12 protein-coding genes are annotated in these 19,124 nt (G+C 31.3%); 1 reads left to right on the top strand and 11 read right to left on the bottom strand.

All coding sequences use genetic code 11. From position 1 onward, the window contains the following. Positions 1-3: 3 nt before the first annotated feature. From ACTJJ9_RS13985 to ACTJJ9_RS13935, 11 genes are all read right to left on the bottom strand, one after another. Positions 4-2,814: a DEAD/DEAH box helicase gene (locus tag ACTJJ9_RS13985; RefSeq protein ID WP_440768692.1), complete on the bottom strand. Its 2,811-nt coding sequence runs from the start codon at positions 2,812-2,814 to the stop codon at positions 4-6. A 412-nt stretch (positions 2,815-3,226) separates the two neighbouring features. After that, positions 3,227-6,316, bottom strand: coding sequence for a DEAD/DEAH box helicase (locus ACTJJ9_RS13980; RefSeq protein WP_440768691.1), 3,090 nt, complete (start codon positions 6,314-6,316; stop codon positions 3,227-3,229). A 295-nt stretch (positions 6,317-6,611) separates the two neighbouring features. Then, positions 6,612-7,388 (bottom strand): glycerol kinase, encoded by a 777-nt coding sequence (locus ACTJJ9_RS13975; RefSeq protein ID WP_255451902.1) that lies wholly within the window; start codon positions 7,386-7,388, stop codon positions 6,612-6,614. A gap of 702 nt (positions 7,389-8,090) precedes the next feature. Next, positions 8,091-10,952, bottom strand: a complete 2,862-nt coding sequence (locus ACTJJ9_RS13970) for a DUF4116 domain-containing protein (protein ID WP_145582240.1) — start codon at positions 10,950-10,952, stop codon at positions 8,091-8,093. A 431-nt stretch (positions 10,953-11,383) separates the two neighbouring features. Then, on the bottom strand, positions 11,384-12,412 hold the full coding sequence (locus tag ACTJJ9_RS13965) for a DnaD domain protein (RefSeq protein WP_255451901.1): 1,029 nt from the start codon (positions 12,410-12,412) through the stop codon (positions 11,384-11,386). A 141-nt stretch (positions 12,413-12,553) separates the two neighbouring features. Then, positions 12,554-12,811 carry a hypothetical protein gene (locus ACTJJ9_RS13960; protein WP_145582239.1) on the bottom strand — a complete coding sequence of 86 codons (258 nt, stop codon included), beginning with the start codon at positions 12,809-12,811 and terminating at the stop codon, positions 12,554-12,556. Between the two features lie 318 nt (positions 12,812-13,129). Beyond that, complete coding sequence (locus tag ACTJJ9_RS13955; protein WP_145582238.1) at positions 13,130-14,149, bottom strand: hypothetical protein; 1,020 nt, start codon at positions 14,147-14,149, stop codon at positions 13,130-13,132. 187 nt (positions 14,150-14,336) lie between these two features. Further along, complete coding sequence (locus tag ACTJJ9_RS13950; RefSeq protein WP_255451900.1) at positions 14,337-15,083, bottom strand: hypothetical protein; 747 nt, start codon at positions 15,081-15,083, stop codon at positions 14,337-14,339. 134 nt (positions 15,084-15,217) lie between these two features. Further along, positions 15,218-15,715, bottom strand: a complete 498-nt coding sequence (locus tag ACTJJ9_RS13945; protein ID WP_145582237.1) for a GIY-YIG nuclease family protein — start codon at positions 15,713-15,715, stop codon at positions 15,218-15,220. Between the two features lie 523 nt (positions 15,716-16,238). Further along, a complete protein-coding gene (locus ACTJJ9_RS13940) occupies positions 16,239-16,520 on the bottom strand; it encodes a hypothetical protein (protein WP_145582236.1) in 282 nt (93 codons plus the stop codon). A gap of 247 nt (positions 16,521-16,767) precedes the next feature. Next, positions 16,768-17,418: a hypothetical protein gene (locus ACTJJ9_RS13935; protein WP_145582235.1), complete on the bottom strand. Its 651-nt coding sequence runs from the start codon at positions 17,416-17,418 to the stop codon at positions 16,768-16,770. Positions 17,419-17,699: 281 nt separating this feature from the next. Between ACTJJ9_RS13935 and ACTJJ9_RS13930 the strand changes: the two genes are divergently transcribed. Next, a complete protein-coding gene (locus ACTJJ9_RS13930; protein WP_095302836.1) occupies positions 17,700-19,001 on the top strand; it encodes a deoxyguanosinetriphosphate triphosphohydrolase family protein in 1,302 nt (433 codons plus the stop codon). Positions 19,002-19,124: the final 123 nt, after the last annotated feature.

Below are 19,124 nucleotides of genomic sequence, written 5' to 3'. Positions count from 1 at the left end.
AGACTACACTTTTTTAGTGAACTCAGTATACAAATTAGTAGGCACTTCATGTTCCAATTTTATTTTAACAGTAATAGGTTTCTCTCCTTCAAAGGCCACTGTATCTCCTTTTCCGATATAAATATAAGGTTCGATTTTCCCATCGATTTCTTTATATTTCCTTACAAAAAGGTGGAGGTTTATTCCTCTTTCTTTGTTATAAATAATATTTTTCCCTCTATCAGAAGATTGACTTGTACTGTTTTGAGTTTGCCATTGAAAATATTGATGATCAATAAATTTGTCTTTATAATTAATACTTTCTTTAATATCCTCTTCCTTATGAAGATCAATAAAAAGAAAATAGTCGTTTCCATTCGCTAGCAAGCCAGAACCTCTAAAGGCAGTATGTATTTTTCTGTAATTAGAAAGTAAAGCAGCATCAATCATTTGATATTGTTCATACAGCTTAAAATGTGGAACCCCATAGTAGTTATGCTTATATTCCTTCTCATATCGATAAATACCATAGTTAAGGACATCTTCAATATACTTCTCGAACTCCGGATTTTCTAGAACACGTTTAAAAGCATCTGTTTTAATTAGCTTGTCCTCATAATAATTCACTAATTTTTCTTTTGATTTTAATTGAGTACTATCATAATAATTTTGATTTAGGTATTCAAAAGCATGAAGAATACTATCCTCATCAACATCATTGATTAATTTTAAAATTTCACGCTTTGCAATTTCAAGTGTAATTTCTTCATGTGTTAATAAGTATTTTAAGATAATAAATTCATAGCTTCTTTTGAGTGGTAGCTTGCTTGAGAGCTCTTTTAAAATGCTTTCAAACGTATCATTCATAAGTAATTTCTTTAAGTGTTCATCTTTTTCTACCTTCGCTACAAACTGAAGATACGTTTTTTCGCGTTCAATAAATTTAACTGGGTTTGGCGCTCCATCAAATTTTAGATAATCTAATAAATACAAAGGAACTCGACCGTGATTAAGCTTTTTAAATTCAAAATACTCTTCCTTTAGATATTTCATCGAATTAAAGTTTTCTTTATCAATTTGTTCTAAAATTCGCTCCTGAGCTATTTTGTCCATTTGAATATGCGTTGCTCCAGGTATTTTAGCAAAACCAGTAGCGATTGCTACCTTTAAGCTTTCTTTATCATAATATCGACTTCCATTTAATGCGATCGCAATTAAAAAAACTTTGCTATGATTTCCTATAAAGTCTAATACAGTTAAAAAGCTTTTACTCCCATGCTTTCGTAGTCCTCGTCCAAGCTGTTGAATAAAAATTATCGGCGAGTTAGTTGGGCGAAGCATGAGTACAGAATTTATCGAAGGAATATCAACACCTTCGTTAAAAATATCTACAGTGAAGATAAATTCTAATTCATCTTGGTCATCTTCAAGTTTTGCGATATATTTTCCACGTTCTTCAACTGAATGACCACCATGTAAACAAATGCTGTTGTAACCTCTTTTGTTAAATTCAGCTGCCATATATTCTGCATGCTCGATACTCGCACAAAATCCCAAGCATTTTCTCTTTTCTCCATCATATCCATAAAAATTCATCTTCTCTATGATATAGTCCACACGTTCATTCAGCTTTAGGCGTTTAGTTACTTCCGCTATATCGTCAATCGATACGTCACTTAAATCGATACCTTCAACATCAGTTATACCAAAGTAATGAAATGGGATAACAAGTTCATCTTCCAATGCATCATGTAAACGTACTTCTAATGCAACATTATTATCAAAAAGATCGAACACATTAGAATGGTCACTACGTTCTGGTGTCGCTGTCATTCCTAAAGTAAACTTTGGCTCAAAATAATTCATAACCGTTTGATAGGAAGGACTTGTGGCGTGATGAGCTTCATCGTAAATAATATAATCAAATTCATTTCTATCGAATTCTTCATAGCACCTTGATAATGTTTGAATTGTTGAAAACACATAGTCTGCATGTTTCCCCTTATGATTACCTGTTAACAATCCAAAGGTCTTACCAGTATTCGTTATCAGAGTTTCAAAGGTTTCTTTGGCTTTCTTGAGAATTTCCTCCCTATGTACAATAAACAATAGTCTAGCAGGATTCACATTTTTCACATCAAAAGCCGACATAAACGTTTTACCAGTTCCAGTTGCAGCAATAACTAGTGCTTTCTTTTCACCAAAATTACGTAATCTTTCTAGGTTCTCCATTGCTCTTCTTTGCATGCGATTCGGAACAATGTATTTCTGTTTTTCATATATAACGTTTCTAGTTTTCTCATTCTTCTTAATAGATTTTAAGAATTCATTATATTGTTCGATAAACTCTGTGGTAGCATCTTCACTAATACTCCACAAATTATTGTACTCTTTAAGCACATCTTTTATAAATCCACTATCGTTCTTTGAAATTGTCTCAAGATTCCATTCAATGTTGCTTTTTAATGCACTTTGCGTAATATTTGACGATCCAATAATTACTTTATAAAAATCCTCATATTCGAATATGTAAACCTTCGTATGAAAACCAATTTCTTTATCTGTTACAAATACCTTCAGGTCAATATTGTTAAATTCATTAATTTTATTTAATGCTTTTGCTTCAGTAAAATTAAGATATGTTGATGTGATGATTCGGCCCTTTTTCTTGTTAAGCTCTGCTTCTTTAAATGAATCTAGCAAAAGTTGAAGACCACTGTAGTTGATGAATGCAACACTAAAATAAAAACTTACACATTCTTTAATAGATTGAGTGAGTTCGTTAAGTAAATTAGTGTTATTGGAATTTGTTATTAATTTCTTTTCTGTAATCATTTTGTACTCCTACATACTTGATTCTTTTGTTAGGATTTTTTATACCAATGCATTATGCATTAATACGCAATTTTTCACCCTAATACTATTGTACTAAAAAAGAATAGTAGATCGTAGCAATTATTATCCATCATTTAGCAAAAACACTGAAAAACGTTGATATAACAAAACTTTTAGTGGATTATTTTACCTATCATAACGATTCATATTTTTATTTAAAGATACCGGCTTCTGGGTCTAACTTAATTTGGTTTAATCCAACTAAATCACAAATACCATTACTAGAATTCCTCACTTGTTGATCAACAATTAGCATCGATTCATCTTCAGCAATTAAATTAGTATTATTTTTAATTAATTCCTCTACATCATGTTCTATTCTAACAATCTCATAATATATTAGGTATAATTACTACTTATTATAGTCGTTAATAATCGAAATAGTTTTATTTGCCACTTCACTACCAAGTGATGCATACAATTTCTTATCGCCAATAATATAAAATTCTTCTTTAGCTCGTGTAGCCGCAACATTCATTATATTTGGATCAGAAACAGCCCATCTTGCTGCCCCACTGCTATTAGAGTCTGCTCCAAGGACAAAATAGACAATTTTCGCTTCTTTTCCTTGAAAAGTATGAACAGTTCCAACATTTGTTGTTTTACCATCTTGTCGTTTAGTAAATTTAATTTCATCTAAAACACGTGCCAGTTTATAAGCCACATTTCTAAATGGAGTTATAACATAGATTTCATTCGCTAAATCTGGATCTTCTCGTAACCGTTTAGCAATTAGACTTTTCAGTAAGTCAGCTTGTTCTTTAACATATTTATCATTTGCCTTTCCAACAGAATCTAACCACTGTGATTTTCCTTGCGCCTCATCTTCTTTTTTACCTTGTACCATTAAACCATCATAGGATATTTCATTTGAAATTGTAAACATCGGATAGTTCGAACGTCTGTGTACCCAAAGTGGTATACCAACCCATTCATCATCATTTTTTTGGAACCCATACTGACTGGCAGCATCTACAATTGTTTGAGTAGATGCATCAGCAGAGACAAATTTTTCGTCTACTTTACAATGTCTTCCAATTAAGGTTAGAACATTCGAATCTAAGGTTAATACTGGTCTTATTTGTGAGGGATCACCAACAACCATAACTTTTTTACTTCTGAAAATTGCCCCAACACTAGCCTGAGGTAGTGCTTGACCAGCCTCGTCTATGAATAGATTGCCTATTGAATTTTCTTTAAGGTTATTAAACTTTCGACCAAAACTAGCAAAAGTCGTGCCGATAACAGGAACAGTAAAATTCAGCCATTGCCATGATTCTGCAATTAACTGATGACCATTCTCTTTCGCAATGTAATCAGATTGTTTATTCCAAATAATCCTTGCCGCTTTTAAACTTCTTAAGTTTTCATAGAGGAATTGCTTTCTAACTTTTAAAGCTGAAATAAATAATTCTGATTGTAAAATGCGGAATTCCTTTGTAAACCAAGGATTAGACTTTTGAAGTTTTTCATATGGTAGTGAAAAATCTATTTCCTCTATGCTTCTTTGTGACTTGATTTTTTCCAATGACTCGATTTCTCTTTCTATTTTTTTAATATTATTATTCTCAGTAGTCATCCATCGTTCAAAGGCAGATTTTCTGTCCTGCATTTGTTTTTGAATAAACTCTCTTTTATCAGCAATTCTCTTTAGCTCATTTTCAAATTGCCTACAGTCTTTCAACAATTTACTTTTTTGTTGAGAAAGATAATTTAAGTGGTCATTCGCGCTATTAAGATTCTTGAAATACTGGTCAACTTTTGATTTATTAAATATTTTCTGTAACCATAAAAGACTCGGCTTTTGTGAAGTAACTACATTAAAATTTCTTTCAGCTCGAACTTGTTCATTAGTTAAATTTTCAAGTTCAATAGAAGCATTCGATAAATCCTTTTGAAGATTTATGCCTTCTTGACCTAGTCTCTCAATTTCAGCTTTAGCTTCTTTTTCCTGCCTAATCAAATCAGTTCGTTTTTCCCTTTTTCCTTTTTCAAATTCATTAACTTGCTTTTCATATTTGACTTTTAGTTTACGTAAATAATAGATTTTTTGACTATATTCTTCTACTTTGTCTCTTTCAATTTTCAATCTATTATAAAGACGTGAGAATTCCTGGTATACATCAGGATTCGATTGATAATTTTCTTTTAAATCTTTTTCAATTGCTTCAATATTTAGAAGTAATTTATTAATATTGCTTGCCGTTCCACCTTCTAACGAAAAAACACCCCAATTTTCCTCATTTAACAGTTCACTTTTAATATTACGATTTTTCCCGAATCCTTCACCAGTTAATTGGGAATTAGAAATATCCTTGAAATAATTCGCCTCCACTATTTGATTTTGAAAATCTTTTGCAATCTCTTTTTTCTTTGGTAACTCCTTAACAATGTTTTGGACTGCCCCATTATTTGAACTTGCCACAATAATATTTTTATCTGAAATAGATTGTGGTAAAACGCCAAGTTTAGCATTTTGCCAATAATCCAGACTCCCTTGAATACGTTTATTAGAAAGTTTCGAAATTTCTTGGGCCTGTTGTACTACTAAATCAGCAAAAATATCCTTCAACAATGTTGTTTTTCCTGTTCCTGGTGGACCGTTGACACTACGAATATCATTTTCGTCGTTTAAGGCTAGATTTACCGCAACCTGTTGCATGAATGAAAGTGCATAATCAGGGTTAGTTGGGAAACGTCCTAACGGATAAAACTTGGGTTTTAAAACAAATTCCTCGAAAATACGTTCGTTAAAATGTTTTGATTCTTTATTGCTGTCTAGATTTTTCCTATCTCCAGAAAACCCATTAAAATATCGATTTAAATTTTCACTATTAATTACCTTTGCTATTTTTAAATCTTCAATAAAGAAAGAATGTAGATTTATATCGTCACTATCCAAATTTTGGACGAATGTATATCGAAAGTTATCTTCTGAAACATTATACTTTTGAAAAAGTTCAGAAATATTCTTATTAAAATCCTCATCAAATTTTCGGTTTAAATTTTCTCTAAATGAAGTTTCAACTTTTAAAAAATCTTCAGGTAAATTACCATGTTCACGAATATAACCGCTCATTGTTAAAAACAGTTTATCAGCTATAAAATTTAGTTGATTATCAAAATATAAGGCAAAGGTAAATTTTTCAGAATTACTGACTTCCTCATAAGTTTTAGCAATCTTGTATCTCTCTCTCAATATATCAATAATTTCTTGAAAATTGAAAATACCAAAATATAATACTATGCCCGACTTTTTAAAGACCTTATCTGAAATATTTTTTTGTTCCTTTTGATTAATTAAAAAATCTAAAAAAAACTTCTTCCAATTCTCTTCCATAGTATGTAACGACTTTAATAATTTGTCTTTTTTATTAATTGAACCTTCCGATAACTGCTCTATTGTAATCCATGCATTTAAAATATTTTCCCTTTTATTCATGTTCTATCTCCCATTATCATACATATAAAATTTTATATAGTTCTTTATATATTCCGTTAATACAGGGAAACCCGTTTTAAATCAATGTCAAAAACCACCTGAAACACATAATTCAAACATTTTAGGTGGTTAAACCTCACTTATTTATGGTAAAGTTCACCTTTATTAATGTTAATTTCATAATTCATCTATCTAGTCCGTTTCTTAGTATTAAATTTCGTAACAGCATTCTGTTCTTAATTTTTCAAGTATAAATATGGTCTATTTCCAAGAACTAGGTACAAACTATTTAACTCTAATATGTCTGAATCCCAAACTTCAAAAGCCTCTTTGGCAGTATATCATCAAGATTCTGAATATCTGTATCATTAATCTCAATTAAATTGAAACCATATTTTTCATAAATACTTAATTTCTTTTTCTTTCTCTCAAGATACTTAGCATCATTTTCAAGTCCCCAATATTCAATGTATACCTTCCCAACAGGTAAATAAAAGTCACAGTATACTTCCTCTTCAATTGGTAATTTTCGTTCGTATGCATGAACGATTTCCGACATATAGAGCCAGTTATCGATTAACATTTCTGCTCTAGAACGCACATAATGTCCGTCAGCAGCTCTATGTTTTGCTTCAAATTTGTCTCTAAATCCTATTGGTGAATCATCGTTCTTTTTACTTTTTTCTTCTTCCTTGGATTCACCCTTAATTTCTTCTATTGAATTGATTAAGCTTTTTTTAGTTAGAATACTAGGATTCCAACAAACATATGGAATACCGGTTTTATCATATTCAAACTGCGTTCCTCCCATTAGTTTTCCTAATGGCGTCACATTCCAACCCTTTACCCCTTTTTGAAGCAATCCTAACTCAGATAAAATCGGATTAATTCTAAATTTAGATATTCCAAAATGCTTCCCTAAAGCAGTAGAGGTTAACAGATTCTTTTCAGTTTCTTTAGTTGAGAATATCTCATCATTTTTAAAATCCTCGCTCCATGCGATATAACTTCCGTACTGGTGGTGAGATTTAACGACTCCCCCTTCGCTTTCCCTTTCTCTGTTAAAACCCAATTATTATCTTCTCTACTAATTAATCCTTTTTCAGATAATAAATTAAAGACCTCTTTTGCAGCTAGATTAATTTCCTTTGAAAGTGCTGTTGTTGATATATATTTAGTGGACATTACTACTACTCCTTATATATTCCTATTAAAATACTATTTTTTGTATTATCCTAGGTAAATAATACCACATACATATCATTTGCCAGAAGGACATTTTTTCTTGGCAAACTCAAGATTATTCAAAAGTTAATTGGAATAGGTTCTCCTTTTACCACTTACATAAAATTTTTAAGTTCATAATAAAATTGATTTTTTCACACTTAAATAGGTAAAATTTCTAGTCGTTAAGGTAGTAAAAGGAGAAAATGGATAAGAAGAAGTAATAGAAGGGGTCAATCTAATATTATCTCGTGTAGTATACAAAAAGAGCAGTCCAATCAATGAGAGTATGCTAAGTAATATATCTATCTAAAGGGAACAATTCAAAAAATAACTAAATTAAACAAGGAAGAAACACCCCATAAATCGGATAATAAAGATTCATGAGGGTGTTTTTAAAAAAATGTGAAAATTACATACTAAAAAACAGTATACTCTGTTGACACCAACACAGGAATTAATACGGAATCTGTATTTCATTAATCTAAATAATCATTAAATAACTTCATCATCACGCAAAAACGCGGCTGAAAATTTACTTTAATCGCTTCTATTTCGTTTTAGCGGAAAGCAACAAAGTGTGGTTATTATTAACACACAAATCTTTTGCTATATTTTTGCTTTGATTATGAGATTCGAAAATACGATCATTCCAAATCCTTATAACATTAACTTCTGTCAGGTACTGTAATGATTTCATTATTCTTGATGGTCTATACATATAAGTATCCGGAATAAATCTTGACATTTCAATGTTCCCTGCTTTTATTTCTCCCTTTAACAGCTTAATCCCCTTGCTCTCTCCGTCTAAAAGGTTCATATAATTTTCATATAAATCCTTTCTTTGAGCTAACAAAAGCGCTTTGAGATTTGAATAAATATATTTATCAACAATCGACAAGGCATTATAAGGGGTTACGGATCCGTCTTCCGGATTCAAATAAATGTGATTGTAAAAATCTATATCAACAATACATCCGTGGATTGTCCCGGTACCACCAATTTTTTTTATATAATCAGATATGATTTTTAGTGTTTGATTGTATTCACTAAATAATCCTTTGATTGTATTTGTATAATACGACATTCTCTCAAAGTAGTAATTGATGTCATTATGTTCTAAATTAATAATCCTGCCACCATTTAAGAGATATATTTTCCCTGTGTTCTGGTTTTTAAGCATAAAACAATATACATTATTGTTTTTAAGCATATGTATAGTTCCTGTTCTATTAAAAGTTACTTTAATCCCCATTCCACGATTAAAGTCCAAATATTGCTCTCTTGAAATTAAATAAATTCCATCAGGATAGTACTTAAAAATATCATATACTTTTGATAATTTAAAATGCTTTAAACCTATGCTTGTAGAATTATATCCAATTTGATTGTCAGAATAAAAAGTTTTTTTATCGTCACAACAGTAATCATTTCGATGAGTATGTCCATTTACATATATCCAGTTTCGATTGTAATTTTCATTCGACCAGTTTTCTTTTGGAGTATGAGTCAAAATAATAAGTTTATCGTTTCCTAAAGCACTTTTCATTTTATTGTAAATAAATTCAAATTGGTTTGTCTGTTCGATGTCCTCATCTAAAGTCATAATGGTTTTCCAGTAAATTCCATGCGTTGCGTTAAATTGTGAATTCAACCCAGAAAACCCTAATCCCCCCAGTATTACAAAAGGACTTTTCAAACATTTTTGCTTCAACTTGTCCTGTTCAATGGATACCAATTGCTTTTCTGGAATAATCGTTCCGTCTGATAGCAACAAATCATTATGTAAAAAGCAAATCCCTAAACTTGAAAGTAAATCTCGGTATTGCTGAATAATTTCATCTAATGTAAGAAAATTAGAATGTGCGACCCCGAGTCGATTGAAATCCCATAATTCATGATTCCCAAGCACCACTACTATTTGACGAGGACTCCAATACTTCGATTTCATATATTCGACTAATTCTGTATAAAACATTTTCGATATTTCAAAGTTAAAAGATATATCTCCCGCTATTAATAAGTAGTCATCAATACTCTGATCTGCAGCAGAATCAATCATTTTTTTTACAAGCTGTCTGATATACATTTTAACTTCCATTTCAGTTGCATTCGTAGGAAAAGCTTTTAAAAGCTTATGATTTAGATGGATATCACTAATATAGTAAAGCTTTAGAGATGTGTCATTTAATGTGGAATCTGAAACCAAATCGATATCATGAAGAACAGAGCTAGCCTCCACTACCTCATTTTCTGCAGAAATCATAAGCTCCGATTTGCAATCATAATCTTTGATGTTTTCAGCGTAAAAAGAATCATCATATAATTGTTGTTCGACTAATACATCACTGTTAATATAGGCACCTTCAATATTAAAATCAGCAAGATTAACCTCTTTAAAATCATAATCATACAGATTGGCATTTTTTAAATCCGCGTCCAAATGCTCATAAAAGTCAATAAATAATTCAAATTCTTTCACTTCATCCTCTTCTCTATAGCATATTTTTTCTATTGTAATAAATTTATGTGTTTCTTTATCAAAGTATTTTCTTTTAAATCCACGTACCTGTAATTGTCTTTGTAACCTGATAATTTGAATATCGTCGTTTATACCATCTGGTAAGCGTTCTGCTATCTTTCTAACATAAGAGTGATTACGATACGATATTTCAGAAAAATCGTCGAATTCTCTTAATATCCGTTCAAATATTGCAAGGCAATTATTTAAAGTATACATACTCTCGGGAACATAAAGAAAAGCTTTCCAACTTGCGATTACCGCAGCATTGCACAACTCCTCTGTTTTATATCTATTCAGTACATGCTCTAATGCCAGTGCATTATTATTAACAGCAGCATTACATATTTTTTTGGTTTTGTTTTTACTTGGTACATATTCCAATGCCAAACCGTTCTGCTCAACTGCCAACACAAATAATTCTTCTGACAGAATATTCTTCGGAACAAATTCAAGTGCTAATCCATTTTGCATAATAGCTATTTTACAAATACTTTCCGACTTATACTTATCGGGAACATATTTAAGTGCTTCACCATTTTGCTTTATTGCCTCAAGATAAAGCTCTTTTGTTCGGAATTCATCAGGAATATACGTTGAATAGGCTATTATTGTTCCGTCATTTCTAACTGCTTCCATGCAAATATCAGGAGTCATAACTTTTCTTGACACATATTTTATTGCCGAAGGATTTTGTTTAACTGCCTCAAGACACAGAGATAAAGAATGAAAGTTTTTGGGGATCAATTGTAATGTACGACCATTTTGCTTAACAGCTTCTAAGCATCTTTCAGGCGTTTTTTCTACCTTGTCAATGTACCAAGCATTTTTTTGAATAGCTGACATTATATCTCGATCACTTTTGATACTAATCTCAAATGGCTTTTCCACGCTATCCACCTCCACTAAAAACAAAATGTCCTAAATACATATTACCATAATTTCACTTTTCGCTTAATTTGATGATGGGTTTATGCAATATTCAGCAATATAGCAAACCCTGCACGGTCAACTGCTCATAATATACCTTATCTGCCTGAGCATAGCCCATTTAACCTTCATTTATATTTAGATTTTCTACAATTTCCTCTACCATATCTAAATGAGCATTTAATAAGATCGTTTGCCCACGTCCAGTTCTTTATATCTTCTCAGTTATAATATTTCCATGACGATCAACTGTGATATTGTCAACAAACGGAGCTTACCTTCTTTTACTACCTCTAGAATACGGCTTTCATTACCACTATCACTTTAAATTTTTAGAAGCTCCTCTAACTGTTTATAATAAATCACCAATCCAAGTTAAACACCAACAAACCTCACTCATCCTCACCAGCCGTTATATCAAGCGTAAACCCACTTGGAACATACCTTCCACCAGAAACAGCTTTCGTTTTTGACCTCTTCTTTCTTTCAGACAGTTGACGATTATAATCCTCAATTTCATTAACAGTAAGGATTGATTCATTCTCCCAATTTCTAAGAATCCCAACAACATAGTTCAGCCTTCGTTTATTCATAGCACACGAAATCTCCAATGCTCTTAAAATCATTTCCTTAGGCTGTAAAAAGCTAGAATTATCTAACCACAACAACAACTGTTCTTTTGCATTTAGGTTTGAATACCCAAAACCATTATTATCCCAAAACTCAATTATTTCCTGAGCATCACTTGATTGTTGATTTTGTACCAAGTCCTCAACTTTTGGAGTGTTCTTCCTATTTTGGTCATTCTCTATATATGGGGTAAAAGCTTTTTGTTTTTGTTGTTGTTTTTCTTTTTTATTTTCTTTTTGTTTTTCTTTTTCTTTTTGCCCACGTATCGTAAAAGGGTGCAAAGAATCTTCTTTAGCTTCATTCAAATCGTTTTCTAATGGTACGTTTTCTTCAGTTTGATTACTATCTTCATTACTTAAAGAGTTTTCAGTGGCACAAAAAGATTCGAATAGGCTACGAATCTCCTGTTTTGGAATTAATTCTGCCACATATTGAATGAGTGAGATGTCCTTTACTGCTTTTAATTCGGAGGCGATACAATCCATCACAGGCTTACCACCTTTATGGAGGTTTTCCTTCCCCCAGTTTCGAATGGCTAGCTCTCTTGTTTCTGAATTGTAACGGATAAGCTTATGTTGATGAATGAAGCGTTCCATTAACATTTGGACAGTGTCTATTGAATATCCTAAATCAAACGCGATTTGTTTTTTCGTAATTCTGTAGATGCCAATTTGTGTCGTTTTTGTATTCGTGAGAAGATATAGATAAAAATATCTTTCCTCTGGAGTCATTTCTTCGATTACAATCGGATCATCCCAAAAATCTGTATGTATCATTCGATATTTACCCATTTTTCATCACTACCCTTTCGTTATAAAAATTATCTTCTATATGATATATAAGGGAATTTTAGTAATGGGGTAGCGTGGTAATTGAAAAAGTAAGATGGGATGGTTTTCAAACTGCACACTATAAATTAATAGAAAACTAATTTACTTATTTATCTCTATATAAGTCTCGATAGCCTCTTCTAAACTCATTGCTTTTTGTAAATCATCATCAACAAGTATAAATAAAGGACCTTCTATAATATGTCCTTCTAATGTTCTAACTTCGAAAGTTGCAGCCCAGTATGTTGGTGAAATTTTAGATTCTTCCACACCAATTAGTTCTAAATTGTAGTTTTCATTCTTCCCTTTGTTTACATATTCAAGCGCCAGTTGTGCCGCTCTTTCCTTCGATAATTTCAATTAACGAATACCTCCATGTATGTAGTGCTCCATTTCCTTATCTCTATTTTTCTGCGTAATCTATTTCAATTCCATATGCAGCATATAACTCTGATTATTATATACGTTATTTATACTTTTTCTTTTCTTTAATTGCCATAGAAATAGGCCTATGCTTTAGTAGTAAGATTGACTTTACTGGAGCACAGACCATAAATTTAAAATTATAGAATTGTCCTAGAAAAACTAGCATCTTGTTCTTAAAAAGGCAGTGTACTTATAGAAATTTCCTAAGGAAGAATTCTTACTAACTGTTTGTGTTTTCTAACTAAGGAGATACTAACCCAGGTTCTTCTCTAACAAATCATGAAGTACATTAACGACTTCATCTATGTGTTTACCATCTGTCAATTGGACTTCACAACAAGAACCATTCCAAAATTTTTGAACAGAAGCAGATAATGATTTGATTGGATGTGATGGTAGCATAGTCCGCACATAGTCCTCCTCACCCATCAAAACAATTCGAAGACTCTTCTTATTAAAAATAAATTGAGCCTGTTTTTTACTTTCTCCTCTTCTCAAACCTATATAATATTTTGTTGCGTTGAATTCGGCATCAGAATAAGATTGTTTTACCCTGTTACGAATTGAAAGGTAAAGCTCTCTAATCTCTTTAATCGCGTATTCCATTAGTATTTCTTCTGTGTATTCTTTTTTCACTTCTTCGTCCGCGTCTTCTTCGATATTCATTACGGAGTATTCAACATTTTCAAAATCAGGTTCAAGGGTAAAAACAGTGTCTCTGCCGTCACTGTATTTTTTTAGGATTAATAGCTTTACCGTATTGCCCCATTCTGCATAAGTTTCCATGATGTCAGGTAATTCTTTTTTCTCACCATCAATAATAATTAGTATGTTTCTGCTATTCTCCACAGTATCCTTCATAAATTTATAAAGTTCTTGCTTTCCTAGTAAACTCCGGAACTTTTCCGTAATTTCTTTATCCTCCTGTACAAGGGAGTATAGCTTGTTTATTAGTTCGTCCTGACTTTTACGATTATTAAAAAAGGCAAAGAATTTTGTAATCTGTGGAAATATATGTCCATAAAAACTATGTTGACTTAACTCCGCTTCAACGATATAAAAAACAGGATTATTTAAATCCGACAAATCGAACAAAAAACCATCTGGTATGCTTCCCCCAAGTGATTTCCCTTCTATTTTCTTTTTCGTATCGATATAAATAGATCGTTGACCAAAAAACATTTCCGCGTTTAGGACTACGTCTCTTTCTAATTCGATTTCTTTTGTATAGGCCACTTCTGAAAAACGTTGATTCCGAAAGTACACACTCATTTTTACTAACTCCCTTTAAGGTATATTCATCCATTTTTTGTAATTAATAAACATAGATGACTTATGTAGGCAAAAAAGTATTTGTTAATAATTTTATCAAATACACCTTTTCAAATCCTGTTCTTTTTAAGTGTATTTATATTTGAGGAGTGAGAAATTTAAATTAATGGTAACCTCCTTCCCTAACCTAGATAATCTTATTATCCTTTATTGTTTGGGCAGCATATTTTAAACCTTCATAACTAATTTGTCCTTGACCAAAGAATGGAGTTGTTAGTAAATATAAAATTCTATTATCTGAAATATTTAATTTAATTAATTTATAAGGTTTCGAGTGATTTCTCCATGAACACTCAATATTCGAGTCAAAATTATTGATAATTCTATCCGTAAACTTTTTATCATAACTAACGAGTAGTTTAACGTTATTACATTTTGTTAAAACGTTTTTAATTAATTCAAATCTCTTTGGTGCTAATTCGTTAATATAATCACTGTTTGTATTCCATATTTCTTTGTACTCATCAATCGAGTTATTTGATTGTCTTGGTAAGGGTAAAAATTCACATAAAAAATGATTTCCGTCTAACTTACCTAATTTTTTCTTTTCAAATACAAACTCTCTTATATTTTCACTACTAGGTTCTATATCTTCTAAACTTAATAAAAAAGCAGCCATGTAACGCCAAACATTTGGACCTTTAAAGGTTTCAAGGGGTATATTGTATAGATTTTCCCAAACGTGTTGAAAATCCATTGATAATGAAAAGCTTCTTCGAATTGATAAGCTTTCTGTCATGGTCTTAGTTCTTTGCCTCCAAATCTCTGCTCCCCCTTCCTCCATTCCCATAAACCATATCGGACCATTAAGATTTCCATATCCTAACCAGTTGTATAGACAGTCATTTACTAAGTTTTCAAATGATGTTGTCACTTATCGTACCTCCATTGATATTTATATAAACTATCTTTGTTACTGGATCTTTTACCGGTTATTCATCCAAATTTATTTAAGGTTGTGTGTTCCTTCATAAAAACCACTTAGATTCTTCAAGCAGTTTAAGAAAGTCAGTCTGATAGATTCGCAAAAGGCCTCATGTTATACTCATTCTTAAAATCATTAATTAGATTTTTTTCTACTTTTCTAGGCTCTTCATCTGTTATTACTTTCCAACAAATTAAAAGGGAATTACTTTCTTTTAATTGCCAAATAAATCTACCACCCCAATGACCTACATTTTTACCTTCACCAAAGCGGAGATATTGTTTAATTCTATTTTTTAAAGTGGATGAATGACTAGCTCCACCAGCCTTGCCAATATAGACAACTTTTGTACCTTCTACCCAGTTCTCACGTAATGTCATTTGTTGTACATTTGGATCCTTTCCCTTGAAGAATCCACCTGTACCTTTTTCTAGAAATACTGGGGGTGTATCTTGGATATATAAAACCATATAGACCCCCTTACTATCCGGTATCATAGAGACATCTTTCATCAATTGACCAACTGGAATAAAACCAGTAAACCCATAATCTTTAATACTTGAAATTTCATTAAAATTCATCTTGGTATCTCCTTGTTCGATATAATTGATCGTATACATGATTTCAGTATTTCGATGCTATGCTAGTTTTATATGATTGAAAGATTAGTACATATCTTTAGGTTTGCTTTTCAGAACATGCTCCTATATTAGGATAGCGTTTTAAGGGTTTAAGTTTCATCCCACTCTCATATTATTCGTAATACCAAAAAGCTTAGAAAGTACATCTACATTATGCTAAATAGGTAGTTTTGAATAGTTATACACATTAATTCTGATTGTTAATTAAGCAAAATACAGACTATAAATACTTACCTACTCAAAATCTTCGGACCAGCAAGTAAAAAATTTCACCTTATCATTGAAAGTATAATCAAAATACCTCCCATCTTTAGATTCCGTTGAATTTATATTTCACTTCATTATAATATGGTATTTCAGAAATCTTTTCCAATCTCGTTCCACAAAAAAAGAAAACCTTAAAAGGCGAATAGCCATTCAAGGTTTCTATCTCTAAATATAATATATGCTTTCTATCTATAAATCATCTCCACCTCCAGGCAATTACCCCATCAGGATAAACTGCAGGTATGCATATCCCATTTTTTCTATTTTCGTCATCAATAACAAACCAATTGTTATCATCTACCCATTCTTCACTAAAATTAGCTTCTTCAAAATCATTTTCCTCATCAACTAACGCTGCAAAAAAATCATTGAATTTGTCTATATTTTTTGAAGGGGTAATCTCCGCATAAACCCACATTCCTTCAACACCAGTATTGTGTATATCTCCTAAAAATTCGTTTATAAAGTATAGTTTCAAAGTTCTCACTCCTTGGGCAATACCTTAATATTTAGACCAGGAACTTTCCCTTTAATCGAATACTCATTAAAGTTTAAAGCACATAAGATTACACAGAGTATATCCAACTGTTTGAATAATATAATCATAGAAAAATTCTTTGGCTTAATAATTCTTATACTATCTTTAAGTCTCATCCTTATCCTGACTTTCTACAAACAATCTTAGTTAAAACACAGAATTTTATACCTCCTATTGTATACATTGCCTATAATTCAACTTTAAAAGGATAAAGTTCATCCCATAGATTAATTGACAGGTTCATTTCACGAACTTGCTTCACAGCATCTTCGCACCGTATTGTACTCCCAATATCAACAAAATAATCATAATCAAATCTCACAAACAATGATTCAGATTGTAACTGTGTCCACACATACTCTCTCAAAGCCAATTGAGTAATAAGCTTAACCTCAGATAATCCAATAGTCATTCCTTTTTCAACTTCTTTAAAAAATTCTAGCATTTCTTTAGATTCCTCCAAAGAAAATCCAGCTTTTAAAAGACTGGCTTCAATTCCCTCTAACTTTAATGGTTTTTCGAGTTGGTTAACAATGAGTTTATTTGTATTTGCGCAATTCATAAAAGCCTGGATAGCCCTTATAAAAAACTCTTCAACAATTAGATAATCACTCTTCAAGAATATCTTTCCATTATATGTATTTCCTATATCTGAAACAGACGACCAAGTAGGACTGCTCCCTTTTTCATTTAAAGGAAGCTCATCATTTTTATATTTAGATATTTGCCAATAATAATTAATAACACTCACCAACTTATCTATAATGTAACTGCTGTAGCTATATTGAATAACTATTTCTTTTCTGGAAAATTCGCAATAAGTGTTTTTATAAATCATGAATTTCATCAATGTGCCAAATATAATCTGAGAAATACAATAAATATAATCGACAATTTATACAGGATATATCTTCCAGTACATTTTCCTAATCATATCTTCTCCAACCATTTTAAACAGTACCATATGCCTAATGAAAGCAGTATTTATTATTTTAACTTCTAGATTTTATTATCTTAGTAATTTAGAAATATTAATATTAGGAAATCTAATATGTAGTACAATAGCCTTATATATGTTATTATTACCCAGAATATTCAAAATAAGGAGGGTTATTTTATATGAGCAGTAGTGGAAATGAATTGAAAGATTTTTTAAAGGAATATTACAATCCATTAAGTGAATTGGATAAAAGATTTCATGAAGAAGAGCCTACTGAAAGAGCTCGTAATCCTTACCAAAGAGATTATTCTAGAATTTTATATTCAACTTCCTTTAGAAGATTGCAAGGTAAGATGCAATTACTAGGAATAAAAAGTGATAAGTTTTATAGAAATAGATTAACCCATAGCCTCGAAGTAGCACAAATTGCTAGGGGAATTGCTGAAAGGTTAAGAACTGAATCTGGTATGGATCATGTATATACTGATGATATATATGTTGTAGAAGCAGGGGCACTAGCACACGATATTGGTAACCCTCCTTTTGGACATCATGGTGAGAGAGTTTTAAACAATCTAATGAAACAAAAGGGTGGATTTGAGGGAAATGCTCAAACTCTTAGAGTCTTAAATGACTTAGAAAAAAAGTTGCCAAATAAAAGAGGATTGAACCTTACTGTAAGAACACTTTTATCAGTTGTAAAATATTATAAGCCATATGATGAAACTTCAAAGAAATTTATTTATAAGTCTAATTTTGATGAACTTGAATTATTCCTTAACTATACAAATGTATCTCCACGAACAATAGATGTACAAATAGTTGACTTAGCAGATGAAATAGCATATGCTGCGCACGACTTAGAAGATGCATTAAGTTTAGGTTTTTTCAATATAGATGAGTTTATGTTTGAATTTAAAGATATCGCTGGAAAAAATGATGACTATCAAGTTCTAGCAGACTTGGTAAACAACGCTAAGAAATATGCTCGTTCTGCTTCCAATTACCACTCCTCAGAAGAATTTGGTTTATTACTAAGAAAAGAACTAACATCAAATCTAGTTAATAAACTAGTTAAGGATATTGGTGTAGTAAAAGTGGAGGGGAAATTCAAAAACGATACGGGTACTAAAAATGATTGGGAACTAGGTTTTGTCTCATTGGATAGTTTTGCAGATTGCTTGAAAGATTTTACTTTTAGATGTATAAATAGGTCAAACTCTGTACAAATTTATGAAAAACAAGGTGAAAAGATAATTAAAGGTCTATTTGATGCTTTTTCAGATGAAGAATTCAATAAAGATAACCTTTTATTACCTGTAGAGTTTAGAGGAACCCAAGAGGTAAAAGAAAGAATGATTGCCGATTATATTTCGGGTATGATGGACTCATATGCTGTTCAAGTCTTTAAAGACTTATATGGTGAAAGTGCTTTAAATTCTATTTACGATGTTAAATATTTCGGAGAATATAAATTATAAATACTATAGGGGCTGTGAGATAAGTAGCTTCTTTAAATGAAAAAGTGAAATCGCACCGTCGAGTTCACTTTTTCATTTATTTCACATTAGCTTCACCAAAAAAGAAAACCTTAAAAGGCAAAT

It is taken from the genome of Metabacillus sp. 22489 (genome assembly GCF_052044855.1).
Classification (GTDB): domain Bacteria; phylum Bacillota; class Bacilli; order Bacillales; family Bacillaceae; genus Metabacillus; species Metabacillus niabensis.
This window is presented reverse-complemented; position numbering and strand designations above follow the sequence as displayed.

What these genes read in the sequence shown, in the direction of transcription:
- ACTJJ9_RS13985 (WP_440768692.1), bottom strand. Translation starts at nt 2,814, where the DNA reads ATGATTACAGAAAAGAAATTAATAACAAATTCCAATAACACTAATTTA.
- ACTJJ9_RS13980 (WP_440768691.1), bottom strand. Translation starts at nt 6,316, where the DNA reads ATGAATAAAAGGGAAAATATTTTAAATGCATGGATTACAATAGAGCAG.
- ACTJJ9_RS13965 (WP_255451901.1), bottom strand. Translation starts at nt 12,412, where the DNA reads ATGGGTAAATATCGAATGATACATACAGATTTTTGGGATGATCCGATT.
- ACTJJ9_RS13955 (WP_145582238.1), bottom strand. Translation starts at nt 14,149, where the DNA reads ATGAGTGTGTACTTTCGGAATCAACGTTTTTCAGAAGTGGCCTATACA.
- ACTJJ9_RS13945 (WP_145582237.1), bottom strand. Translation starts at nt 15,715, where the DNA reads ATGAATTTTAATGAAATTTCAAGTATTAAAGATTATGGGTTTACTGGT.
- ACTJJ9_RS13935 (WP_145582235.1), bottom strand. Translation starts at nt 17,418, where the DNA reads ATGATTTATAAAAACACTTATTGCGAATTTTCCAGAAAAGAAATAGTT.
- ACTJJ9_RS13930 (WP_095302836.1), top strand. Translation starts at nt 17,700, where the DNA reads ATGAGCAGTAGTGGAAATGAATTGAAAGATTTTTTAAAGGAATATTAC.